The 26,058-nt window shown below is 34.5% G+C and carries 20 protein-coding genes; 15 read left to right on the forward strand and 5 right to left on the reverse strand.

Annotation, left to right across the window (positions count from 1 at the left end):
* The first annotated feature begins 173 nt into the window (after positions 1–173).
* From PQ463_RS20465 to PQ463_RS20500, 8 genes are all read left to right on the forward strand, one after another.
* A complete protein-coding gene (locus tag PQ463_RS20465) occupies positions 174–1,178 on the forward strand; it encodes a homocysteine S-methyltransferase family protein (RefSeq protein WP_274255252.1) in 1,005 nt (334 codons plus the stop codon).
* On the forward strand, positions 1,178–1,498 hold the full coding sequence (locus PQ463_RS20470) for a YbbC/YhhH family protein (RefSeq protein ID WP_274255253.1): 321 nt from the start codon (positions 1,178–1,180) through the stop codon (positions 1,496–1,498). The genes PQ463_RS20465 and PQ463_RS20470 overlap by 1 nt, the downstream gene beginning before the upstream one ends.
* A gap of 293 nt (positions 1,499–1,791) precedes the next feature.
* Positions 1,792–2,208 (forward strand): T6SS amidase immunity protein Tai4 family protein, encoded by a 417-nt coding sequence (locus PQ463_RS20475; protein WP_274255254.1) that lies wholly within the window; start codon positions 1,792–1,794, stop codon positions 2,206–2,208.
* An 86-nt stretch (positions 2,209–2,294) separates the two neighbouring features.
* The gene (gene metH, locus PQ463_RS20480) at positions 2,295–4,970 is read left to right on the forward strand and encodes a methionine synthase (RefSeq protein WP_274255255.1); all 2,676 of its coding nucleotides are present in this window, start codon (positions 2,295–2,297) and stop codon (positions 4,968–4,970) included.
* Positions 4,971–5,128: 158 nt separating this feature from the next.
* Positions 5,129–6,085, forward strand: coding sequence for a methylenetetrahydrofolate reductase [NAD(P)H] (gene metF / locus PQ463_RS20485; protein WP_274255256.1), 957 nt, complete (start codon positions 5,129–5,131; stop codon positions 6,083–6,085).
* Between the two features lie 134 nt (positions 6,086–6,219).
* A complete protein-coding gene (locus tag PQ463_RS20490) occupies positions 6,220–6,873 on the forward strand; it encodes a class I SAM-dependent methyltransferase (RefSeq protein ID WP_274255257.1) in 654 nt (217 codons plus the stop codon).
* A gap of 192 nt (positions 6,874–7,065) precedes the next feature.
* Complete coding sequence (locus PQ463_RS20495) at positions 7,066–8,289, forward strand: dicarboxylate/amino acid:cation symporter (RefSeq protein ID WP_274255258.1); 1,224 nt, start codon at positions 7,066–7,068, stop codon at positions 8,287–8,289.
* A gap of 81 nt (positions 8,290–8,370) precedes the next feature.
* Positions 8,371–9,771 carry a pyridoxal phosphate-dependent decarboxylase family protein gene (locus PQ463_RS20500; RefSeq protein WP_274255259.1) on the forward strand — a complete coding sequence of 467 codons (1,401 nt, stop codon included), beginning with the start codon at positions 8,371–8,373 and terminating at the stop codon, positions 9,769–9,771.
* An 89-nt stretch (positions 9,772–9,860) separates the two neighbouring features.
* Here the strand turns inward: PQ463_RS20500 and PQ463_RS20505 are convergent, their stop codons facing one another.
* Together PQ463_RS20505 and gldA are read right to left on the reverse strand one after the other, a co-directional pair.
* Complete coding sequence (locus PQ463_RS20505; protein ID WP_274255260.1) at positions 9,861–11,981, reverse strand: outer membrane beta-barrel family protein; 2,121 nt, start codon at positions 11,979–11,981, stop codon at positions 9,861–9,863.
* A gap of 380 nt (positions 11,982–12,361) precedes the next feature.
* The gene (gldA, locus tag PQ463_RS20510) at positions 12,362–13,258 is read right to left on the reverse strand and encodes a gliding motility-associated ABC transporter ATP-binding subunit GldA (RefSeq protein WP_274255261.1); all 897 of its coding nucleotides are present in this window, start codon (positions 13,256–13,258) and stop codon (positions 12,362–12,364) included.
* Between the two features lie 148 nt (positions 13,259–13,406).
* Between gldA and PQ463_RS20515 the strand changes: the two genes are divergently transcribed.
* Both PQ463_RS20515 and PQ463_RS20520 read left to right on the forward strand, forming a co-directional pair.
* The gene (locus tag PQ463_RS20515; RefSeq protein WP_111367829.1) at positions 13,407–13,985 is read left to right on the forward strand and encodes an outer membrane beta-barrel protein; all 579 of its coding nucleotides are present in this window, start codon (positions 13,407–13,409) and stop codon (positions 13,983–13,985) included.
* Positions 13,986–14,179: 194 nt separating this feature from the next.
* Entirely contained in the window at positions 14,180–14,761 is a 582-nt protein-coding gene (locus tag PQ463_RS20520; RefSeq protein WP_274255262.1) for an outer membrane beta-barrel protein, read from the forward strand.
* Positions 14,762–14,857: 96 nt separating this feature from the next.
* Here the strand turns inward: PQ463_RS20520 and PQ463_RS20525 are convergent, their stop codons facing one another.
* Together PQ463_RS20525 and metE are read right to left on the reverse strand one after the other, a co-directional pair.
* Positions 14,858–15,832 (reverse strand): polyprenyl synthetase family protein, encoded by a 975-nt coding sequence (locus PQ463_RS20525; protein ID WP_274255263.1) that lies wholly within the window; start codon positions 15,830–15,832, stop codon positions 14,858–14,860.
* 224 nt (positions 15,833–16,056) lie between these two features.
* Complete coding sequence (metE, locus tag PQ463_RS20530; protein ID WP_274255264.1) at positions 16,057–18,378, reverse strand: 5-methyltetrahydropteroyltriglutamate--homocysteine S-methyltransferase; 2,322 nt, start codon at positions 18,376–18,378, stop codon at positions 16,057–16,059.
* Positions 18,379–18,535: 157 nt separating this feature from the next.
* On the opposite strand from metE, the gene PQ463_RS20535 reads away from it, so the two are divergent.
* From PQ463_RS20535 to PQ463_RS20555, 5 genes are all read left to right on the forward strand, one after another.
* The gene (locus PQ463_RS20535; RefSeq protein WP_012023598.1) at positions 18,536–18,997 is read left to right on the forward strand and encodes an Lrp/AsnC family transcriptional regulator; all 462 of its coding nucleotides are present in this window, start codon (positions 18,536–18,538) and stop codon (positions 18,995–18,997) included.
* A gap of 119 nt (positions 18,998–19,116) precedes the next feature.
* Entirely contained in the window at positions 19,117–20,310 is a 1,194-nt protein-coding gene (locus tag PQ463_RS20540) for an L-lactate MFS transporter (protein WP_274255265.1), read from the forward strand.
* Between the two features lie 92 nt (positions 20,311–20,402).
* Positions 20,403–22,637, forward strand: coding sequence for a formate C-acetyltransferase (gene pflB, locus PQ463_RS20545; RefSeq protein ID WP_274255266.1), 2,235 nt, complete (start codon positions 20,403–20,405; stop codon positions 22,635–22,637).
* 74 nt (positions 22,638–22,711) lie between these two features.
* Positions 22,712–23,497 (forward strand): pyruvate formate-lyase-activating protein, encoded by a 786-nt coding sequence (gene pflA / locus PQ463_RS20550; RefSeq protein WP_274255267.1) that lies wholly within the window; start codon positions 22,712–22,714, stop codon positions 23,495–23,497.
* A 128-nt stretch (positions 23,498–23,625) separates the two neighbouring features.
* The gene (locus PQ463_RS20555; RefSeq protein ID WP_274255268.1) at positions 23,626–24,972 is read left to right on the forward strand and encodes a deoxyguanosinetriphosphate triphosphohydrolase; all 1,347 of its coding nucleotides are present in this window, start codon (positions 23,626–23,628) and stop codon (positions 24,970–24,972) included.
* Positions 24,973–25,046: 74 nt separating this feature from the next.
* Here PQ463_RS20555 and PQ463_RS20560 read toward each other — a convergent pair whose 3' ends face one another.
* Positions 25,047–26,048 carry a DUF3078 domain-containing protein gene (locus tag PQ463_RS20560; protein WP_111426123.1) on the reverse strand — a complete coding sequence of 334 codons (1,002 nt, stop codon included), beginning with the start codon at positions 26,046–26,048 and terminating at the stop codon, positions 25,047–25,049.
* Positions 26,049–26,058: the final 10 nt, after the last annotated feature.

Here is a 26,058-nt window from a genome sequence, read left to right on the forward strand (position 1 = left end):
CAATCGGGGCTAATGAGCCAGCAATAGTGCACTTTTGGAATTAATGTGAAAAAAAATATCCGAAGCAAACCTAACAGGTTTTAAAAACCTGTTAGGTTTAAACTTCACAATCATAATAAAAAAAAACTTAGCATCTTAGAACCTTAGGATCTCAGAAGCTAAAAAAATAAGCCATGGCAATAACAATTCAAGAAGCAATAAAAAAAAATATCCTAATCCTTGATGGAGCAATGGGAACAATGTTGCAACGCTATAATTTCTCAGAAGAAGATTTCAGAGGAGAGCGTTTCAAAGATTTTCCACATCCGTTAAAAGGAAACAACGATTTACTATCCCTAACACAACCACAAGCAATCCGCGATGTACATGCCGCTTATTTTGAAGCAGGTGCTGACATTGTAGAAACCAATACCTTCTCTGGAACGACAATCGGTATGGCCGATTATCACATGGAAGATTTGGTTTACGAGTTAAACTACGAATCGGCAAAACTCGCACGCGAGGTTGCCGATGAGTTTACCGCAAAAAATCCAGAAAAACCACGTTTCGTAGCCGGTTCAATCGGACCAACAAACCGTACGGCAAGTATGTCGCCAGACGTAAATGATCCAGGTTACAGAGCCGTAACGTTTGACGATTTACGAATTGCCTACAAACAACAAGCAGAAGCTTTAATGGACGGTGGCTGTGATTTACTTTTAGTAGAAACAATCTTTGATACGTTAAATGCAAAAGCTGCACTTTTTGCAATCGAAGAAGTAAAAGAAGAACGCAATATTGATATTCCAATCATGGTTTCAGGAACAATTACAGATGCATCGGGAAGAACACTTTCTGGGCAGACAGTTGAAGCGTTTTTGATTTCAGTTTCGCATATTCCGTTGTTAAGTGTAGGATTCAATTGCGCCCTTGGAGCCGATTTGCTGAAACCATATTTAAAAACATTAGCACATAATACAAGTTTTAATGTTTCAGCGCATCCAAATGCTGGATTACCAAATGCTTTCGGACAATACGATGAAACGCCAGAACAGACTCAGGTATTCATTAAAGAGTATTTAGAAGATAATTTAATCAATATCATCGGAGGTTGTTGCGGAACAACACCAGATCATATTCGATTAATGGCTGAGGTTGCAAAGGATTATAAGCCACGTGTGGCACCGGTATTTGAATAATGAAGAAATTTTTGTTTCTGTTTAGTTTAATGTTGATTAGTTGTAATTACACAACAAATACAGTTTTTCAGAAAAGCATTAAATGTGAAGATTGTTTAGTTACAAAAGAAGAAACAGCTGTTGGAATAGCAGAGCCTATTTTGTTTGAATCATATGGTAAAGATCAAATAGAAGATCAAAGACCTTATACAGTAACAATAGAAAACGATTCTATTTGGCATATTGAAGGAACTTTTAATAGTATCGGTTTTGGAGGTGTATTTGATATTAAAATCTCAGCAAAAAATGGTAAAGTTCTTTACATGATGCATGGAAAATAATAAAGGTAGAATATTTTAAAAAGTTCCGTTAGGAACGAAATATCGGTAGCAACGGAATTTATTCCGTTGAAAAGAAAGAACGTACAAAGCAAGAGTTCCGTAGGAACGAAACATATAATATTGATTGAGAAATTTTTCCATCAATATTGAAAATTGAAACTCGGAAATCATAAATCGTCTTATGAAACCGAGTTCGCGTGAGGGATAGAAGTGAAAAGCCCACAGCCTGACGAAGGAAGAGCGAGGACTTGTAACGGATAGCCCGACCCGGAGGGACACGCCTAAAATAATAAATGAGAGTTTTAGATATGCATGAAATGAAAATCGTATTTAAATTTTGCTTTATAGTTTTATTTTGCTCTGTAGGTTATTCGCAGAATAAAAATAAGGAATTAGAAAATGAATTGATCAAAGTAAAAAATCAAGCATTTTGTGATTGTTATTCTGAAGCATTATCTGGCAAAGAAATTATTAGATATAAAGACGGAAGTAGTTATATGCAAATTATAAATCTGAAAGGTGAGTATGTTTTTGGGAATAAAAAATATAAACAGATGATAGAAAAATGGAACAAAAAAGATTATAAATCTTATGATCCAAATCAAAATTTATATTTAATGAAGTGTCTAGATTTTTATAATAGTCCAATGTTAAATAGATTCATTGATTCTGTAAGACAAGAAGAAATTAAAATAATTAAAATCAGATAACTGTAAAATAGATTTTTACAGGAAAGAAAATAGAATAAAAAACTTAGAATCTAAGCATCTTAGAATCTCAGTAACTTTAAAAAGAAATGACAGAAAAAAGAAGAGACCTTGTATTATCAGGATTAGAACCGTTGATTATTACGCCGGAAAGTGTTTTCGTGAATGTTGGTGAGCGTACGAATGTAACAGGTTCAAGAAAATTCCTAAGACTAATCAAGGAAGAGAAATATGACGAGGCGCTTGATATTGCAAGACAGCAGGTAGAAGGTGGAGCACAAATCATCGATATTAATATGGATGAAGGAATGCTTGACGGAGTTACTGCAATGACTAAATTTTTGAATTTAATTGCAGCAGAACCAGACATTTCGAGAGTGCCAATTATGATCGACAGTTCGAAATGGGAAATCATCGAAGCCGGTCTAAAAGTAGTACAAGGAAAAAGCGTTGTAAACTCGATTTCGTTAAAAGAAGGAGAAGAAGCCTTTATTCACCACGCTAAATTAATCAAACGTTACGGAGCGGCTGCTATTGTAATGGCTTTTGATGAAGTGGGTCAGGCGGATAATTACGATCGTAGAGTGGAAATCTGTCAGCGTTCGTATGACATTTTGGTGAACAAGGTAGGTTTCCCTCCACAGGATATTATTTTCGATTTAAATATTTTCCCTGTTGCAACGGGAATGGAAGAGCATAGATTGAACGCTTTGGATTTCTTTAGAGGAACAAAATGGGTTCGTGAAAATCTTCCGCACGCACATATTAGTGGTGGAGTGAGTAACGTTTCGTTCTCTTTTAGAGGAAATGATACGGTTCGTGAAGCAATGCACTCGGTGTTTTTATACCACGCAATCAAAAACGGAATGACGATGGGAATCGTAAATCCGGAAATGCTTACGATTTACGATGATATTCCGAAAGATTTACTAGAATACGTTGAAGACGTAATTTTAGATAGACGTGACGACGCTACAGAAAGATTGTTAGATTTTGCAGACAGCGTAAAAGGTGAAGCAAAAAGCGATGAAAAAACGGTTCAAGAATGGCGTTTTGGAACGGTTCAAGAACGTATTACACATTCGTTGGTAAAAGGAATTGACGCTTTTATCGAAGAAGATGTTGAAGAAGCACGTTTGGCAGCAACAAAACCAATCGAGGTTATTGAGATCAACCTAATGGCCGGAATGAATGTGGTTGGAGATTTATTCGGAAGCGGAAAAATGTTCCTGCCTCAGGTAGTAAAATCGGCTCGTGTAATGAAAAAAGCCGTGGCTTATTTATTGCCATTTATTGAAGCGAGCAAACAAGCAGGGGATAAACAAGGAAATGGAAAAATCCTAATGGCAACCGTAAAAGGAGACGTTCACGATATTGGAAAAAACATCGTTTCAGTAGTTTTAGCTTGTAACAATTATGAGATTGTAGATCTTGGTGTTATGGTGCCTCCAGAAAAAATCATTGCAGCGGCGATTGAACATGAAGTAGATATCATTGGATTAAGCGGATTGATCACGCCTTCGCTTGACGAAATGGTTTATTTAGCCAAAGAATTAGACAAACAAGACATTAAAATCCCAATTATGATTGGTGGAGCAACGACTTCGCGCGCGCATACAGCCGTGAAAATTGCACCTCAATATAGAGAAACTGTAATTCATGTAAACGATGCTTCGAGAGCTGTTACTGTTGCAGGAAATCTGTTAGATCATAATAGAAAAATATATGCGGCAGATATTCGCGCAGAATACGATTCGTTTAGAGAAACATTTTTAAACCGTTCAAGAGATAAAAATTTCTTGACAATTGAAGATGCTCGTAAAAACAAATTACCATTGGATTGGAGTGAATATTCTCCAGTTAAACCAAAAGTAATTGGCGCGCAAACCATCGAAGTAGAACTAGATGTTTTGGTTCCATATATCGACTGGACGCCATTTTTCCAAACATGGGAATTGTACGGAAAATATCCAGCAATTTTAACGGATGAGGTTGTGGGTAAAGAAGCGACATCTGTTTTTAACGATGCTCAAGCAATGCTGAAAGTAATTCTGGAAGAGAAAAAATTAAAGGCAAAAGGTATTTACGGAATTTTCCCAGCAAATCAGGTAAATGATGACGATATCGAATTGCGTGATGAAAACGGAAAAGTTTTAGAGAAATTCTTAACGCTTCGTCAGCAGTCACAAAAGACAAAAGGTGCTCCAAACATCGCTTTAGCTGATTTTATTTTGCCAAAAGACAGTGGCGTAACCGATTATATGGGAGCTTTCTGTGTAACAACAGGTTTTGGTGTAGACGAATGGGCGGCAGAATACGAAAAGAATCTAGACGATTATAATTCGATTATGGTTAAAGCCCTTGCCGATCGTTTTGCTGAGGCTTTCGCCGAATATCTTCACGAGAGAGTTCGTAAAGATTTCTGGGGTTATGATAGCGAAGAATCTTTAACCAACGAAGAATTGATTAAAGAAAATTATAAAGGAATTCGTCCAGCGCCAGGTTATCCAGCCTGTCCAGATCACTTGGAGAAACCAACGATTTGGAAGCTTTTAGATGTTGAAAAACAAATTGGAGTGAAACTAACAGAAAGCATGGCAATGTGGCCAGCTTCGTCGGTTTCAGGATATTATTTCGGAAACCCGAAAAGCCGCTATTTCGGACTCGGAAAAATAAAAGAAGATCAGGTTACAGATTACGCCAAACGCCGAAATGTACCGCTTGATTACGCAATGAAATGGTTAAACCCTAATATAGCAGATTAAAGTTTTTGTTTCAAGTTTCAAGTTTCAAGTTCTCTATAGCAACTTGAAACTTGGAACCTGAAATTTGAAACAACAAATATTTGATTTACGTTTTTTGATTCAGATTTTTTACACAATTCAAACTCAAAATTCATAACTCATAACTCATAATTCTAATAATGAAAGTAACAGAACATATAGAAAACGCCAAAGGAAAAACATTATTCTCGTTTGAAATTATTCCGCCTCAAAAGGGGAAAAGCATTCAGGAGTTATACGATAATATTGATCCGTTAATGGAGTTTAATCCGCCGTTTATTGATGTAACGACTTCTCGTGAAGAGTATATTTACATTGACCGCGGTAACGGACTTTTGGACAAAAAACTGACTCGTATGCGTCCAGGAACGCTTGGAATTTGCGCTTCTATAAAACATAAATACAATGTAGATACGGTTCCGCATTTGCTTTGCGGTGGTTTCACTAAAGAAGAAACCGAGTACATGTTGGTTGACTGTCATTATTTAGGAATCAATAACGTAATGGCACTTCGTGGAGATGCAATGAAAGACGAGCAGTCTTTTACACCAAAAGCTGGAGGGAATCATTATGCAATTGATTTGGTAAAACAAATAAACGATTTGAATTGCGGAAAATATCTTCATGAAGTAATGGATGCTGACAACAAAGCTGATTTCTGTATTGGAGTTGCAGGTTATCCAGAAAAACATTTAGAATCACCATCTTTACAATCAGATTTAAAAAGATTAAAAGAAAAAGTTGATGCAGGAGCTGATTATGTAGTAACACAAATGTTTTTTGACAATGCTAAATATTTTGCTTTTGTAGAAAAAGCAAGAGAAATGGGAATCACAATTCCGATTATTCCTGGAATTAAACCAATTGCTGTTCAACGACATTTGCAAGTTTTACCACAGATTTTCAGAATCGATCTGCCAGAAGATTTGATCGATGCTGTAGATAAATGCAAAAATAATGCTGAAATCAAACAAGTCGGAATCGAATGGGCGATTCAGCAGTCATTAGAATTAAAAGCCGCAGGAGTTCCGTTTTTACACTATTATTCAATGGGTAAATCTGAGAATATCCGCCAGATTGCAAGTCAGGTTTTTTAATGTCATTGCGAGGAACGAAGCAATCTCACGTTGCTAATCTTTTGTACTTTTGTTAGTAGGATTGCTTTGTTCCTCATAATGACCAAGAGGGCTTGGAATTTGGAATTTAATTTTGGAATTTAACTTTTACAGTCATGAAACAAGAAGAACTACAAGCCATAGCCTCTCAATTAAAACATCCATCGGGAGAAAAAGGAATTGAAATGGCCAATATGATGAACGAAACGAACATCAATATGACCAAACATTCGATTCAGAATCTCAATATAGCAAGCGAAAACAAAATTCTGGAACTCGGACATGGAAATGCGGGACATGTAGAATTTCTGTTTGAACAAGCCAAAAATATAAGATACTACGGACTAGAAATGTCGGAACTGATGTTTCAAGAAGCGCGCCAGATCAACCGAAATTTTGTTTCTCAAAAACAAGCTTTCTTTTCGCTTTATGACGGAAATACGATTCCGTTTGAAGATGGATTATTCGATAAAATATTTACTGTAAATACAATCTATTTTTGGCAGAAACCCGAAGAATTGCTTTCAGAAATCTACAGAGTTTTAAAACCAAGCGGTAATTTCTGCTTAACATTTGCCGAAGAAGATTTCATGAAAACATTGCCTTTTACACAATTCGAATTTAAATTGTACAGTACTGAAAAAGCGCAGGATTTAATCAAAAAATCAGATTTTAAAATCGTTTACACAGAAACACAGACGGAAAAAGTAAAAAGCAAAACTGGCGAATTGGTTGACAGAGCTTTTACTACTATTGTTCTAGAGAAATAGTTAAGATTTTTAAACACATAGAAACATAGATTTTTCTTAATTTTAGTTTAGAAGAATTAAAAAGAAAACTACATTTTTCACACATAGCTATGTTTGTTTAAATAAGTAAAACGCCTTTCTAGACAAAGAGAACTATGTTTCTATGTGTTTAGAAAATATAGAGATTGCTGAATTCTAAACCCTTGTATCATTATGGAAGTTAAGAAAATCAATTTTTTGCAGAGTTACAGCAGTATTTTATGGCTTCTTGGCGGTATTATAGTCGGAAGTATTTTTGGATTGGTTTTCGGAGAAGATGTTTTGATCATAAAACCGCTTGGCGATATATTTCTGAATTTACTTTTTACAGCCATTATTCCGCTTATCTTTTTTACAATTGGTTCTTCGGTTGCGAATCTAGAAAGAACAGAAAAACTTGGAAAACTCTTTGTTATAATGATATTGGTTTTTCTAGCTACCATTTTGATTTCGGCAATTGTAATGATCTGTGCTGTTTATCTTTTTCCAATTCATGAAGATATTGCGATTGCCAAAGTTCCGTTTGAAGAAGTGGCATCAGGATCAGCAGGAGATCAGATTGCAAAATTGCTTACTGCCAATGATTTCTTCGAATTATTGTCTCGCAAAAGCATGTTGGCGTTGATTATTTTCTCTTTTTTAGTTGGTTTTGCCACACTGCAATCAGGAGAAAAAGGAAAAGCTTTCAAGAGTTTTCTGGATTCAGGAAACGAAGTAATGAAACAGCTTTTAAACATTATCATGAAATCTGCACCAATTGGTCTCGGAGCCTATTTTGCTTATCAAGTTGGAGTTTTTGGACCGCAATTGTTAGGGGTTTATGCAAAACCGATGGCAGTTTATTATGGCGCTTGTATTTTCTACTTTTTCGTGTTTTTCAGTTTATATGCACTTGTTTCTGGAGGAAAAAGAGCTTTTAAAGTTTTTTGGGGTAACAATATAACTCCTTCTTTAACCGCAGTAGGAACTTGCAGCAGTATTGCCACTATACCAGCCAATCTAGATGCTGCAGAAAAAATGGGAATCCCTAGTCACGTCCGGAATTTAGTAATTCCGCTTGGAGCACCTTTGCACAAAGACGGTTCGAGTATGTCCTCCATTTTAAAAATAACTTTTTTATTTGCCATGTTTGGGAAAGATTTTTCAGATCCGATGACCATTCTTTTAGCACTAGGAATTACAGTTGTCGTTTCTATTGTTGAAGGAGGAATTCCAAACGGAGGTTATATTGGCGAGATCTTAGCCATAACTGTTTATGGTTTTCCGATGGAACAAGCACTTCCTGTGGCAATGATTCTAGGAACTTTGGTTGACCCAATTGCTACGTTGTTAAACGCCAATGGAGATGTAATCTGTTCTATGATGGTTTCAAGATTCTCTGAAAAAACAAAGTGGTAGCTTCCTTTTAACACACACAAATTCTTATTTAATATTTTTTCATCTGTGCAATCTGCGCAACATAACTAATACAATAAACTTATGAATTCAATATTACAACATGATCTCAATAATTTTGAGAATATTTTAGAAAAAACAAAACAGCAAGGTCTTGATTTCCTTAATAATATCGAAAACATTCCAACGTCTAAAAATTATTCAATCGATCCTAAAACTGAGCTAAACGAATTAGGTTTAGGGTCTATTGAAGCTTTAAAAGAGTTTAATGAAAGATTAGCTCCATTAATGGTTTCTTCGCCAGGCCCGAGATATTGGGGATTTGTTACAGGCGGCTCGACACCTGCATCTATTGTTGGCGATTGGCTAGCGACTGTCTATGATCAGAATACTCAGGCTGTAAAGGCACAAGGAGGAGCGTCGGCATTGATAGAGTTTGAAACCATCGATTTATTATTGCAATTGTTAGAACTTCCTGATTCATTTTTAGGCGGATTCGTTACAGGGGCTACAATGTCAAACTTTACTTCTCTTGGCGTTGCTAGACAATGGTTTGGGAAACAGTTTGGAAAAGATTTTGCTAAAAACGGAATTTCAGAACCAATTAATATCCTAACAGCAACACCGCATTCTTCTACTATAAAATGTCTATCGCTTTTAGGAATTGGAAGTCAAAATTATACAGCAATAAAAGCTCTAGAGGGAAATCGTGAAGCTCTTGATATTGCTGATTTGGAAGAAAATATAAAGAAATTAGACGGAAAGCCTTTTATATTAATCTCAAGTGCAGGAACTGTAAACACAGCAGATTTTGATGATTTTGAAGCGATTGCTGCATTGAAAGAGAAATACAATTTCTGGTGGCATATTGATGCCGCTTTTGGCGGATTTGCAGCAGTTTCAGAAAAATATAAGCATTTAGTGCAAGGATGGGAAGGGGCAGACAGTATTACGATCGATTGTCACAAGTGGCTCAATGTACCTTATGAAAGCGCTTTTTATTTAGTTAAAAAAGAACATATTCATCTTCAGATTGAAACGTTCCAAAACTCAAATGCACCCTATTTAGCTAATCCGCTGGAGAATTTTAATTATTTGAATGTTCTTCCTGAAAATTCACGCCGTTTGCGTGCGTTGCCAGCATGGTTTTCGCTTAAAGCTTATGGAAAAGATGGTTTTAGAGATATTATTGAGAATAGTACAGCATTGGCTTTGCATTTTGGTAATGCCTTAATAGAAAATGATTTTGAACTTTTAGCGCCAATTCGTTTAAATAATGTCTGCTTTACACTGAAAGGAGAGCAAAATCAAGAAAAAGTAAGTCAATTTTTATCTGTTTTAAATGATACAGGAAAAGTATTTATGACACCAACGGTTTATCAAGGCAGAAAGGGTATTAGAGCTTCTTTTGTAAATTGGAGAACTACAGAAAATGATGTGAAGCTTGTAATTGAGGAAATGCGAGAAGTGCTTTCAGAATTATAAACTTGATAAAAGTAGAAGAGCCTGTTTGAAGGAACAGGCTCTTGACTAACACAAAAAAAACAAAAACAAGGTATTTAAAGAACGAAATTTTAAATTCGGTATGTAAATGCAATTGTCGCAATACGATTGTCTAACTCATATCTTTTATCGATGCTAGTTTGTGCAACTGCAGATTTAATGTTGAAATTATTGGTATTGAAAACATCTGTAAAATTCAGTTTGATGTTTCCTTTTTTTGCTAAAACTTGTTTTGAAATCCCAATGCTGAAATCAAAGAAACCGTCTCTCTGATAAATTCCAAGATTTGATTTTGATTGATATTGGGCATTTCCTTCTGCTTTTAAAGTTTCAGTTATCGCAAAAGAATTCTGAACGCTTACATTCAAAGTCATAATAGGATCGATAGTATTACTGTTTAAAATCTCTCCCATAAACTTATTTTCAAAAACATTGAATAATGTATTCACAGACCACCATTTGTTTAGCTCAGAGGTGTTTGTAATGTTAATTCCATAATTATATGATTTGTCAACATTTATTTGAGTTGTAACGGTTGTATTCGTGTCTGGATTATAATTGTACACTTCCGTGAAAACATCTTTGGTACTATTAAAATAAACAGAAGCCATAAAATTACTTTTCCAAGCATAGCCAATTTCCATAGCGTGCGTAATCTCTGGAATCAAATTCGGATTTCCTTGTGAATAATTGAATGAATCATCATAAAAACGAAACGGATTCAAATCGAACTGGCTTGGTCTATTAATTCTTTTGCTATACGATGCATGTGCTGAATGATTAGTGGTAAATTCATACTTTAAAGAAAGACTCGGAAACCATTTTAAATAATCGTCTTTATGCTGTTCGTTTAGCGTTTTCTGATCAATATTTATCGCAGTATATTCAGTTCTTAAACCAGCCTGAATGTTTAATTTTTCTAGCTGATATTTATAATTCGCGTAAGCAGCATAAATCTGTTCGTTATATTCAAAATGGTTAGTCGAATTAACATCAATCTGCCATTCATTATTTTCATAATATTCATAGACCGATGGATTGTCATTGTTTTTAATACTGGTTTTAAAACCCCATTCAATAGATTGCTTTTCCTTGAACGGATTTACAAAATCAACTTTTCCTGTAAAGACTTTTAACTGGGAAGGAATATAACCGCGACGGTCATTTACTACAGTTGCATTTGCTGTATTATCAGCACTTTGAAATTGATTGGATCTAAACTTCGAAGTTTCATATTCAAAATCAAAAGACATGTTTTTTCCTTCGGTATTAAATTTATGCACCCCAGAAAAAGCATACGTATAATCAAACCATTTTTCTTTACTGTCATTGTAAGTCAAAGCATCAAAAATAGGCTGGTTCGAAGTATTAAAGACTGTATTTGTTCCGTCCGCCATATTTTCATAACGTCCGATTTTGGCATCTACATAAAACTCTAAATTTGTTTTAGGAGAAACTTCGTATTGCGTTCCTATTTTAAAATTATTAGAAGTCAAAGGCTCATCTGTAATAGAAGTTTGGTGATTTTTAGATATAATTTCTTGATGTGTAAGATCTGTATATTGAGTCTGATTGAACTTTTTATGTTCTTCTTCACCACGGAAAGTATAGCTATAATTTCCGAAAACGCCCCATTTATCTTTATTGTAATTTAAATTAAAGCCAGAATTGGTTCTGTTTTTTCGGCCTCTTCCATAACTGGTAAAAGCAGTTCCTTTTAAACCAGAAGCATTTGGTTTTTTGAGGATAATATTTATGATACCAGCTTTTCCTGCAGCATCATATTTAGAAGAAGGATTGGTGATTACCTCAATTTGTTTGATGTTGGATGAGGTTGTTGCTTTTAAATAATTTGCTAATTCTTTTTGCGAAAGCTGTGTCAGTTTACCATTTATCATCACTGCAACACCTTGCTGTCCGCGAATAGACAAATCGCCATCTTGAGACACAACAACGCCTGGCGCACGAGATAATACGTCAAGCGCGGTCCCGCCTTCAGATACGATGCTGTTTTCTACATTAAAAACAAGACGATCAGATTTTTGAGTATATAGTACTTTTTTTCTGCTAATCACGATTTCATCTAAAGCATTTATAGTGGTTTCAACAATACTGTCTGTTTCTTTTTCTGTTTGAGAATATCCATCATATACCGAAAAAGCAAGCATAAGAGAGGTTATAATTTTTTTCATGTTGTTTCAATTTGGGCAATTCTAAACCGAGATTTAGAACATAATCTTTGTAATTTTTTTGAATTAGAATTATTGCAGTACAATTTGTTCTAATTTTTCTGAAAATCTTTTTTGAAGATGTATTGCTTGATTTGAAACAATAGAAATATGTTTTTTAAGGGTGTGGAGTATACGTAACATACTGTGGCATTTAAAATTTGATTCGCCAAATATAATACTATTTATAACAAGTCTAAATAAAAATAATAATTATTTTTTGCAGAAAAGCCTTAATTTGTTGATTTGTAGGGAAAAGAATTAAAATGGGGAATAAAAAAAGCGGTCTGTTTTTTATAAAACAAACCGCTTTTTAACTGAAAACTGTGACTTAGACTGAAAACTTACTTCGTAATTTCTCTAAAAACAGCCTCCAAGTTTTTATTTTTCTGATTCAATTGCAAAGTTTTTAATCCATTTTCGTTGGCAAAGTCAAAAATAGTAGGACGCATGTCTTTATCTGTAACAAAAGTTAGCTCCCATGTCATGTCATGAGTATTTACGTACGAAGAAATATTTTCTAGTTTAGCCAAAAGCTGTTCTTCTACTTTGTAATCAAACTCTACTTCAATAACTTGCTCTTTATTGGCAGTAACCAAATGGTCTAATTTATTGTCTGCAACAATTTGTCCTTTGTCAATAATTATGACACGATCGCAAATTGCTTCGACTTCTTGCATAATGTGTGTAGATAAAAAAACAGTTTTATTTTTTCCTGCATTTTTAATCACATTACGAATTTCCATTAACTGATTCGGATCCAGTCCAGTAGTCGGTTCATCTAAAATTAAAACTTCTGGATCATGAAGCAAAGCATTTGCCAATCCAACACGCTGGCGGTATCCTTTAGAAAGCTGGCCAATCTTTTTATGGCTTTCTGGTGTCAGTCCTGTCAGTTGAATTACTTCTTCAATTCTTGATTTTGGCACGTTGTAAACATAGGCATTAAATGCCAAATATTCACGAACATACAAATCCAAATACAACGGATTATGCTCTGGTAAATACCCAATCGAACGTTGTACTTCTTTTTCGTTTGTCATGACATCGTGACCATTTACAAGGGCTGAGCCACTATCGGCAAGTAAATAAGTGGTCAAAATTTTCATCAAAGTAGATTTTCCAGCTCCGTTTGGACCAAGAAATCCTACGATTTCTCCTTTTTCAATTTTAAAAGAAATTTCATTTAAAGCTTTTTGCTCTCCGTAACTTTTTGATATACTGTTTACTTCTATCGACATGACTTTTTATTTGTTACAAAAGTAACTAGAAATAGTTTCGATTGCTAAAAATTTATCTCTTAAAGTGATTATAAAAAAATTGAGTAGCCCAGTATTCACGGCATTGTTATTGTTAAGAGAATGCTAAAATTAAAATAAAACCCAAATCATGAAAAAAATTCTAGTGATGGCTGCTTTAGCTATCTGCAGTTTTGCAAACGCACAAAAAGGTACAGTATTAGTAGGTGGTAACATCTCTTATTCTTCTGAAACAAGAGATTTCGGTAATGCTGAAAGAAAATCAAACGAATTTGCTTTTTCTCCAAAAGTAGGTTACCAATTTCACGAAAACTGGACAGTTGGAGGTGAGTTTACAGTTGCTTCTTCAAAAGATGATCAAGGTGTAAACGAATATAAAACAAACAGTTCTAAATTTGGTGCATTTGTACGTTACACAATGCCATTAAGCCAAACTTTCTCAGTATTCGCAGATTTAGGAGCTGGTTTCCAAAATCAAACTGAAAAAGATTACGTTGGATCAAACTACACAAAATACAAAGCAGATGGAATGTATATTGGTGTAGTTCCAGCTCTTTTCATTAACATGAAAAATGGTTTTGGTCTTAACTTTAGCATTGGTGGTTTAGGATACGAAACTTTAAATTATGATAACAACGGTCCAGATGTTAGCAGATTTAATTTCAACTTTGGTAAAACAGCTAGCATTGGAATCTCTAAAAACTTCTAATCTTTAGTTTTTATATTCAATTTCAGAAAGCGCTCCTAATCGGAGCGCTTTTTTTATAACCATTTCTTGTTGTTATTTTAATTTTTAATCTGTTTTAAGAGAGTTGTTTTTAAGTAATAGTTAAGAAAATGACTACGATTCTATATTGGTATTTTAATTGTTTGTTGTATGTGAAATCTTAATAAATATCACAAATGAAAAAAATGCTACTTATTCTTGCATTGGCTATGGCTAGCTTTGCAAATGCCCAAAAGGGAACAATTTTAGTTGGAGGAAATATTGGTTATACTTCTGAAAAAATCGACAGAGAAATTGCATCAGCAAAAAACAATGTTTTTGAGTTTTCTCCAAAGGTTGGATATCAATTTCATGATAACTGGACCGCAGGAATCGAATTTTCGGTAGAATCTTCCAAAACCAATCTTGGAGAAGGTGAAGGTAAAAGTAATACTTTTAAAACAGGAGCTTTTGTCCGTTATACAATGCCATTGAATGAAACTTTTTCGGTTTTTGCCGATTTGGGAGCTGGGTTTCAAAATCAAAAAAGCAAAAATTACGAAAATGGATCACTTGTGTCAGATAATAAAGCTGATGGTTTTTATACAGGTATTACTCCAGCTCTTTTTATTAATATGAAGAAAGGTTTTGGCCTAAATTTTAGTATTGGAGGCTTAGGATATGAAACATTAAGCTATGATAATGATGATGTTGATTATAGTAAATTTTTCGTCAATTTTGGAAAAACAGTAAACATCGGGATTTCTAAAAACTTCTAATTTTAGATTTTTATGCAAATACGAAAGCGCTTCAATTGGAGCGTTTTTTTTTGTGTTAAATCTTCTGTTGTAAAAGAGATTTAAGAGTAAAACAAACTAAACACGTCTTCCAATTAAACTCTCGGCAAACTCTCTTAATAATTTTTTCTTATCTTCTTCTATATTGATTTTGTCTAAAATTTTAGAAGCTTTAAATGTGTACTTTTTGATTGATTCTTGTGTTGCATTTGGCACTCCAGATTTCAGAAACAAATCGGTTATGGTTTTAATTTTGTTTGTATTGTCTTCAAGACGAACAGCGTATAAACGTTCTAATACTTCTTTTTCGCTTTCAGTTGCAATTTCAAGAGCCTTAAAATATAAGTAGGTTTTTTTATTCGAAATAATATCGCCGCCTAAACGTCTGCCAAATGTGGGAGTATCGCCAAAAAGATCCAGATAATCATCTTGCAACTGAAAAGCTAGTCCGATATTAATTCCAAAATCATAAATTAAATCGCAGTTTTCTTGCGATGTTTGGGCAATTATAGCGCCCATTTTCATCGATGCCGCTATAAGTGCACCAGTTTTGTACTTAATCATTTTTAGATATTCAGAAACTGTAACATCTTGTCGGGTTTCAAAATCTACATCCAGGGTTTGCCCTTCGCATACTTTTATTCCCATTTTGTTAACCGCTTTGATCAAATCTTTTGCAAGATTTGGGGCGTAATTAAGCAGATATTCGTAGGTTAAGATAATCATTGCATCTCCAGAAAGAATAGCAATGTTAGTATTCCACTTTTTGTGTACTGTGGCTTTTCCTCTTCTAATGGGATCTTCGTCTATAATATCATCATGGATTAAGGACGAGTTATGGAAAATTTCAATTGCCAAAGCAGCGGGTAATGCTAACTTATAGTCTGTTCCAAAAAATTCTGTGGTGAGTAGCGTAAGTGTAGGGCGCAATCGTTTTCCTCCCAATGACATTATATATGCTATCGGATCGTATAGATTTTTGGGTTCTTTATCTATAATTTGATTCTCTAAATAACTAATAAAAAAATTTGTGTATTGAGCTGCTGAATACATAGAATTAAGTTTAATAGTTTGTAAATGGCTAAAATACAGATTTTTACGACTTGTGTTTTTTGAATAGAAGAAAAATTTTGCAAATTAATTTAAAACCGTAAATGTTGTAAAGTGTTGCATTTTTCAATAAAAAGAAATAATGCCAGTCAAAGTGAAATCGAAACGAATCATAACTAAATTCGATCTCACTTGCTGGCATAAAAAACAAAAACTATTTAAAGGTATTAAGTCACAGGATTCTCTACAGCTGTTCGCATTTCTTGAGCTGCGGCAACCATTTCGATTAGTGCTTTTTTGGTTTCATCCCAATGACGAGTTTTCAAGCCGCAATCTGGATTTACCCATAATTGATCTATCGGAATTACGTTTGAAGCTTTTTCTAACAGACGAACCATTTCTGCGCTTGATGGAACACGGGGAGAGTGAATGTCATAAACTCCAGGACCAATTTCGTTTGGATATTTAAAGTTGGCAAATGCATCTAAAAGTTCCATTTGCGAACGAGAACATTCAATAGTAATAACATCGGCATCCATGTCGGCAATGTTTTGAATGATGTCGTTAAATTCGCTGTAACACATATGTGTATGAATCTGCGTATCATCGTTTACGCCGCTTGCAGAAATTCTGAAAGCACGAACTGCCCAATCTAAATATTTGGCCCATTCTTCTTTTCTCAAAGGTAAACCTTCACGAATCGCTGGTTCATCGATTTGAATGATTTTGATTCCTGCTTTTTCCAAATCAACAACTTCATCGCGAATTGCCAAAGCGATTTGCGTACACGTTTCAGAACGAGGCTGGTCATTACGCACAAAAGACCATTGCAGAATAGTTACGGGGCCAGTCAACATTCCTTTTACCCATTTTGAAGTTAAAGATTGTGCATATTGAGACCATTTTACCGTCATAGGATTTGGTCTTGAAACATCACCGTATATAACAGGAGGTTTCACACAGCGGCTTCCGTAACTCTGAACCCAGCCGTTTTTGGTAAAAGTAAATCCGGATAATTGTTCTCCAAAATATTCAACCATATCATTGCGTTCAAACTCACCATGAACTAAAACATCGATTCCTGTTTCTTCCTGAAAACGAATGGTTGCTTCGGTTTCTTTTTCGATTAAATCATTGTATTCTTGAGCTGTTAATTCTCCTTTTTTGAATCTCGCTCTCCAGCTTCTCACTTCAGCTGTTTGTGGGAAAGATCCAATTGTTGTGGTTGGGAATAATGGAAGTTTTAAAGCTTCAATTTGGCTTTTTCTTCTTGTAGCAAAAGCACTTTTACGTTTATCGTCTGAAGCTGTAATTGCAGCAACTCGTGCTTTAACTTGGTTATTATGAATTAATTTTGAAGTTTTACGGTTTTCATTTGCCAAAACATTTTCCTTGTAATCAGCAGAATTTTCAATGCTAACTTCGTTAGAAGCAAATTGTTTTAAAAGTACAATCTCGTTGATTTTTTGTTTAGCAAAAGCCAGCCATTGTTTGATTTCAGGAGTTAAGGTCTGATCGTTTGTTTCTAGATCTAAATCGCACGGACTGTGAATTAATGAGCAAGAAGGAGCGATTAAAACCCTGTCGGTTCCTAACGCGTTAGTTGCTTTTTTGATTAATTCTAAAGATTTTTTGAAATCATTTTTCCAGATATTTCTTCCGTCAACAACTCCTAAAGAAAGATTTACGTTTGAAGCCAATTTTCCAGATTCTAAAATATCATTTAATTGCAGCGGACAACGAACTAAATCTAAATGCAAAGTATCAACAGGCAAAGCCAAAGCAGTTTCAAGATTTTCTCCAAAACAGTCAAAATAGTTTGCTAAAACAATTTTAAGTTTCGGGAAACGAGTGTTGATTTCGTTATATACTTTTGTGAAAGCTGCTCTTTCTTTATCGGTTAAATTTAAAGCTAAGAAAGGCTCGTCGAACTGAATATATTCAGCATCTTCTGCTTGCAGTTTTTCTAAAATTTCGAAATAAACCGGAAGTAAAGCATCCAAAAGATCAATTCTGTAAAAACCTTCTTCTTTTTCTTTTCCTAATAATAAATAAGAAACAGGACCAATTAAAACAGGTTTTGTTTTAATTCCAATCGCATTTGCTTCTTTAAATTCATTGATTATTTTTTCTGAAAACAATTCAAACTTTTGATTTTTGGTAAATTCAGGAACAATATAGTGATAGTTGGTATCAAACCATTTTGTCATTTCCATTGCCACAACATCCTGTCCGTCTTTTTGAGATCCTCTTGCCATTGCAAAATACAAATCTAAAGATGAATTGTTTTTTGCCAATTCGTGATAACGTACCGGAATTGCTCCAAGGGTTAGAGTTAAATCTAAAACTTGATCATAAAAAGAAAAATCATTAGACGGAATTAAATCAACTCCTGCTTCGGTTTGTAATTTCCAGTTTTTAAGACGGATTTCTTTTCCAGCATCTATAAGTTCTTCTGCTGAAATTTTTCCCGCCCAATACAATTCGCTGGCTTTTTTCAGTTCTCTGCTGCTGCCAATTCTTGGGTAACCTAAGTTGTTTGTTTTCATTTTTGATTCAGTATTTTTTACTGAACAAATTTACGTTCTTGGTTTTTATAACTTATATTTGGTTTTTATTTCAGTAAAATACGTTTTTAAAATGTTGTTTTATAGATTATTTTGCTGTGTAAATATGTGAAATTCACTTTTGGCAGTAAAAAAAACTATGGAAAATCTAGATAAAACCGATTTATTGATTCTAAAATATCTTCAAGAAGACTGCAATATCAATACAAAAGATCTTGCGAGTAAATTATTTCTAACGGTTACTCCCGTTTATGAAAGAATTAAAAGGCTGGAAAGGGACGGTTATATTACCAAATATGTAGCGCTTTTAGATAAAAAGAAAATGAACCGTGGTATGACTGTTTTTTGCAATGTCCGTTTAAAAGAACACGCCAAAAATGTCGGGAGCAATTTTGTAAAAGATATTGTGGCACTTCCAGAAATTATTGAATGTTACAATATAGCGGGAGATTACGATTTTATGCTAAAGATTTTGGTGCAAGATATGGCCAGTTATCAAGATTTTGTAATGAATAAATTATCTACGATAGAAAACATCGGAAACACAAATAGTATTTTTGTAATGGGTGAAATCAAGCACAGCACCGCATTAGAGTTTTAGTTTTTTGATATAAAACGATTTCGTAAGTTTCTGATTTTTAAACTGAAAACACGATAAAAATCACATTTTTTGTAAACCACGGCTTATACATTTGTTAGAATTAAAACATGTATAATCTTATGAAAACAAAAAATAAATGGATAATTGTTATAGCGGGAATGATGCTGCAATTATCAATAGGTTCTATCTACGCATATAGTGTTTGGATAAATCCCATTCATACACTAAATAAATGGGATAGCAATCAGTTAAAACTTTCTTTTAGTTTAGCCATTTGTTTTCTTGGCCTTACGGCAGCTTTTATGCAAAAGTTTGTTCGTAAAATTGGCTCCAAAAATGCAGGACTTCTTGCTGCGTTATTTTTTGGGGTCGGATTTGTAGGAAGCGGCTTCGCGATTGCCAGCCAATCGGTATTCTTGTTCTATTTGTTTTTTGGTGTCATAAGCGGTATAGGTTTAGGTTTTGGATACATTACACCCGTTTCGGTCGTTATAAAATGGTTTCCTGAGAAACCCGGTTTTGCCAGCGGATTGGTTATTATGTCTTTTGCAGTAGGTTCTATAATTGCATCACGTCTTATTTTGCCTTTAATAGAATTATATGGTGTATCAGGAACTTTTTATTTATTGGGTTGTATTTATTCACTTCTAATGGTTCTGGCTTCTCTTTGTCTTTCCCTTCCTGATTCAAATACTGTAACTGAAATTTCAGTGCAAAATTCTTCAATTCCACTAAAGATACTCCTGACCGATGTTCGATTTTACAGTCTTTGGTTATTTCTGTTTCTTAATACAACTTGTGGCATTGCTTTAATTTCGATTGCGGCGCCAATGGCAAAAGATATAATACATATAAATGATTCGCAAGCAGTTAATTTTGTGGGGTTAATTGGTTTTTTCAACGGATTTGGCAGATTGTTTTGGTCTAGCGCCTCTGATAAAATTGGGCGCTGGTTAACTTTTTTCCTCTTTTTTACAATTGGCACTTCTTGCTTTTTTATTTTGACACAAACGCGCAACACAGTTTTATTTCAGATTATGGTCTTTATTATTATTAGTTGTTACGGTGGTGCATTTGCCGCTATGCCGGCATTTGCAAAAGATGTTTATGGGCCATACAAAATGAGTACACCATTTGGTTTTATATTAATCGCATGGTCTTTAGCCGCATTTGTAGGACCGGGATTATTGTCTTTTACTAAAGATTATAACATAATCTTCTGCTTTTTTGCAGTGATTTTAGGATTTACTTCTGTTTTTTGTTTATTGGTAAAAAGAAGAATGATTTACCGACAACGATTGCGTAATTTTTAAATAATTAACGTATTTTATTGATTATTATCATGTTTTTTGATTTTTGGAATATCGAATTTTGATATGATAAATCTTTAAATATCAATTGAGTTATGAAAGCAAGTGTCGAAAAAATTGAATTTGTGCCAGGCAAATGGGAAACATCAGTAAATGTTCAGGATTTTGTAGTAAGAAATATTACTCCGTATAATGGAGATTCATCTTTTTTATGTGGACCATCATCAAAAACATCCAATTTATGGAATATCTGTAAAAAGGCATTATTACAAGAAAGAGCTAATAGCGGATGTTTGGCAATAGATGTAGAAACTATTTCAAGCATAAATGCATTTAAACCAGGTTATATTAATGAAGAAGATGAAGTAATTGTAGGCTTACAAACCGATCAATTATTAAAACGTGCAATGAAACCTTTTGGAGGGATAAAACTTGTAGAATCTGCTGTTAAAGAAAGAGGATTAAAAGTATCAGACCGCGTGCTGGATATTTTTAATTATGCTAAAAATCATAACGAAAAAGTTTTTGATGCGTACGATAAAGAAATTAGAGATTATCGTTCTAAACATATTTTAACAGGTTTGCCGGATAATTATGCTCGCGGCCGAATAATTGGCGATTTCCGTCGTATGGCTTTATATGGTGTAAATCAGCTTATTGCGTTTAAAAAAGAAGATTATGCTAAGGCTGACGGGGAAATGAGAGAACATAAAGTTCGCCTTCGTGAAGAAATTTCAGCTCAAATAAGCGCCTTAAAAGATATGCTTATCATGGCAGAAGATTACGGTTTTGATATTTCACAACCAGCGCAAAATGCAAAAGAAGCAGTACAATGGGTTTATTTTGCCTATCTGGCTGCGGTTAAGGAGCAGGATGGAGCAGCAATGTCACTAGGCAACGTATCTTCTTTCCTAGATATTTATATACAAAGAGATTTAGAGTTAGAATTGATTACAGAAGATGAAGCACAGGAACTGGTAGATCAATTTGTAATGAAACTGCGAATGGTTCGCCATTTAAGACCAGGAGCGTATGATGAAATTTTTGGAGGTGATCCAACTTGGGTGACAGAATGTATAGGCGGAATGTTTAATGACGGAAGAACAAAAGTTACCAAAACATCATTCAGATTTCTTCAGACATTATATAATCTGGGAGCTTCTCCAGAACCTAACTTAACAGTATTGTGGTCAGAAGATCTTCCTGAAGGGTTTAAAAATTTCTGTGCCGAAGTTTCAATAGATACATCATCAATTCAATACGAAAATGATGATTTAATGAGAACAAACCGAGGTTCTGACGATTACGGAATTGCCTGCTGTGTTTCTCATCAGGAAATTGGTAAATCGATTCAGCATTTTGGAGCACGCGCTAATCTGCCTAAAGCATTACTGATTGCTTTGAACGGCGGAAGAGAAGAAAAAGGAGGAGCATTAATCATGAAAGATATTCCGTTTATTAATGACGAAATATTAGATTATGATGTTGTATACAATGCATTTAAAAATGCTATGAAAGAACTGGCTAGAGTTTACGCCAAATCAATGTATATTATTCACTATATGCATGATAAGTATTATTATGAAAGAGCCCAAATGGCGCTAATAGATTCAGATCCGCATGTTGATATAGCTTATGGCGCTGCCGGAATTTCTATTATTGCAGATTCATTATCAGCAATAAAATATGCAAAAGTAAAACCCGTAAGAGATGAAAATGGACTTACAGTAGATTTTATTATTGAAGGTGATTATCCTAAATTTGGAAATGATGATGACAGAGTAGATACAATTGCTAAAGAAGTGACTTCTTTCTTTGTTACAGAGCTTAGAAAACATACAGCATATAAAAATGCTACTCCAACACTTTCTTTATTAACGATTACTTCAAATGTAATGTACGGAACTAATACTGGAGCAACTCCAGACGGACGTAAAGATGGCGAATCTTTTGCCCCAGGTGCAAATCCAATGCATGGACGTGATAATAGCGGAGCAATCGCTTCTTTAAACTCTGTTGCAAAACTAGAATATAAAGATGCTCAAGACGGAATTTCGAACACATTCTCAATGATTCCAAAATCGTTAGGAGATAATAGAGAAGAACAGGTTACCAATTTAGTTAATGTATTAGATGGATATTTTGCACAGATGGCATATCACTTAAATGTAAATGTACTGAATCGCGAAATGTTGCAAGATGCATACGATCATCCAGAAAATCACCCTCAGCTTACAATTAGAGTTTCAGGATATGCTGTAAACTTTGTAAGATTATCAAGAGCACATCAGCTCGAAGTTATTGCTCGTACCTTCCATGAAGCTATGTAATTTTAAATTTTTAAGGTCAATAAAGGCTGGCTTACGTTAGCCAGCCTTTATTTATTCAAATTTTATTCAGGAATATGATGTATTTTCCATTGCAAGATATTGAAGCTGTTAAATTAAACATAGACGATCCGAGCCATTTAAGAATACATTCTCTTGAGACTTTTGGTACTCATGATGGACCTGGAATAAGGATGGTAGTATTTGTGCAAGGATGCCAGTTTAGGTGTGTATACTGCCAGAATCCAGATACGTTGGATGTAAAAGGAGGTTCTCTGGTCGAAATAGAAGAGTTGGTAAAAAGAGCAGTTCGTCAAAAAAGTTATTTCGGAGCAACGGGAGGCGTGACAGTTTCAGGTGGCGAACCATTATTGCAGCGAACCAAATTACTTCACTTTTTTAAACGTCTGCACGAAGAAGGAATTACGACTTGTCTGGATACCAATGGAAGGCTTAATAATGCTGAAGCCCATGAACTTTTTGATGTTACCGATATTTTATTGCTGGATGTAAAGCACATTAATGACGATATGCATCATCAGTTGACTGGTTTGACCAATAAGAATACATTAGAAGTTGCGGCTTACAGAGAATCTACCGGAAAACCAATGTGGCTACGCTATGTTTTGGTTCCTGGGTGGACAGACCAGTCGCAATATTTGGAACAATGGGGACAATATTTTACCAATTATAAAACAGTTGAACGAGTAGAAATTATACCGTTTCATCAGCTGGGATCACAAAAATGGGAACTATTGAAAATGCCTTATCTGTTAAAAGACACTCTGCCGCCAACCGAGGAAAGCAAAGAAAAAGCCTTGGCAATTTTTAAGAAATACTTCAAAAATGTAATACTTAAGTAAATACTTCTGTTCAAGTCTTAATGCTTGAGTTTGTTTTTTAAAAATATATTTGTTGAATGAAATCCTAAATAAAACGTATTTTTGACGATTAGATAATAAATCTACAATCTGAAATCTAAAATACAACAATGAACTGGGAACAACTTTTATCATTAAAACGTCAGGGAGATACAAGCAAAAGATTACGTGTAGAACAAGATGATACTCGTTTAGGGTTTGAAGTAGATTATGACAGAATAATATTTTCTTCCGCTTTTAGAAGCTTACAAGATAAAACACAAGTTATTCCGCTTTCTAAGACAGATTTCGTTCATACGAGATTAACCCACAGTTTGGAAGTTTCTGTTGTGGGACGTTCGCTTGGACGTTTGGTTGGAAAAAAAATTATTGAAAAATATCCTTATTTAAAAGAAGTTCACGGTTACCATATGAACGATTTCGGAGCTATTGTTGCTGCGGCTTCATTGGCGCACGATATTGGGAATCCGCCTTTTGGACATTCTGGTGAAAAAGCAATTGGCGAATATTTTTCTATAGGAAACGGTCAGAAATACAGAAATCAGCTTACTGATAAACAATGGCAGGATTTGATTGATTTTGAAGGAAATGCCAACGGGTTTTCAGTTTTAACGGCAAGCCGCCCAGGAATTGAAGGCGGACTTCGTATTTCGTATGCAACTTTAGGAGCTTTCATGAAATATCCAAAAGAAAGCCTTCCGAAAAAGCCAACAAATAATATTTCCGATAAAAAATACGGATTCTTTCAGTCCGATAAATTGTTCTTTGAAGAAGTGGCCAAAGATATGGGAATGATTGCCAATAAATCGGGAGAAGATATTGGTTTCGAAAGACATCCATTGGCTTATTTAGTCGAAGCAGCAGATGATATTTGCTATACCATTATCGACTTTGAAGACGGAATTAATTTAGGTTTGGTTTCTGAAGATTTTGCTTTAGAATATTTGATTAATCTGGTAAAAGACAATATCGGGGTTTCTAAATACAAATCGTTAACTACAAAAGAAGATCGTATTAGCTATTTAAGAGCTTTGGCAATTGGTACTTTAATTAATGATGCGGTAAATGTTTTTGTTGAAAATGAAGAAGCGATTCTTGCTGGAAACTTTCCGTATGCATTGACAGACAAAAGCAAATACAAAGCACAGATGAATGATATTATCAAACTAAGCGTTGATAAAATCTACCAAAGCCGAGAAGTGATTGAGAAAGAAATTGTGGGTTATCAAATCATTCAAACATTATTGGATAAATTCATTACTGCATTCAATAATAAGTTTGAAGGAACGGCTTCAAATTACGATAAATTGATTTTGAAAATGCTGCCAGAGAAACATCATTTGGAGAAAACGAATCTATACGAACGTTTATTGCATATCTGCCACTACGTTTCGCTTCTTACAGATGGAAATGCTCTAGAATTGTACGAAACAATTCAAGGACAGAAAAAGCGTTAAATCGTTTCGTTTGCAATAAAAAATGCCTCTTTCATGAATTCTGAAAGAGGCATTTTTTATTATTCTTGTTTTATTTATTTGAAAGCGTAAACCAAACCAACTCCCAGAACTTGTCTTAACTGCATTCTAGGTCCGTCATTTACTTGAGTTGTTGCTCCTGTAGTTGGATCAACAACGTCTTTTTTCGTTTTAATATCGTCGTCATAAATTAAGTGGACTCCTATATTTGCTTTTACATAAGCATTAACAACAAGATCAAGACGAGTGTCATAATCAATATCGACATTTCCGAATTTGTTCAAATAGTCGGTATATAAGCTTAACCTGTTTTCGTAAAAAACGTTTTTATAGATTTCGTTTTTCATATAAGCTGTAAAAAGTATACCAAATTCGGCTTTTACCTTTTGTCCATTTTCAATCAATATTTGCTGAGTAGGATCTAGCGGATCTGGTGCATAAACCGCTTTCTTAACCCCGAAAGAACCTTGGTCTGCAAGATATTGATCAAGTACTAAAGTGGTTTTTAATGTAATAGGAGAGAAGTAAAATACTCTATTTTTTTCTTTGTTTGAATTCTCGGCTCCGGCTCCCAGAAAGATATAAGCTGGTGCGAAAGGTTTAGAAATGGCAACATCACGGTTTGGGTAATTATAACCATCTGTAAATTGTGTGTTGAAATTTAATTTAGAAGAGTAATACCAATCTGAAGCAGTATCTTTTCTGAAACCATAAGTAGAGTTGAACTGAAAGGCGTCATCTGTTTTTCTTAACTCGATTCCGTCTTGTTTATTTAAACCATATTTTACAATAAGCTCGTTTACCCATTTATGATTTTTTTTTGTGTAAGTTCTTCCAAATTCACCTTTAAATAAACCTGAAATAGAACTTGTTCCCCCCGCGCTCCAGTTTACAAAAGCAATTTCGGAAATGTCAAAACCAACCTGATTTTTTCTGCTCCAGTTGGACGGCGGTTTAGGTGCTTGATTTGGACTTAAAGTGGTTTGTATAATCTGGGCAAAGTTATTAGAAGTACACAAAAGCAATAATAGCAAAAGGGTAGAACGCAATAATTTCATTTAGGTAATT

Origin of the sequence: Flavobacterium sp. KACC 22763, from assembly GCF_028736155.1 — a bacterium.
Classification (GTDB): Bacteria; Bacteroidota; Bacteroidia; order Flavobacteriales; family Flavobacteriaceae; genus Flavobacterium.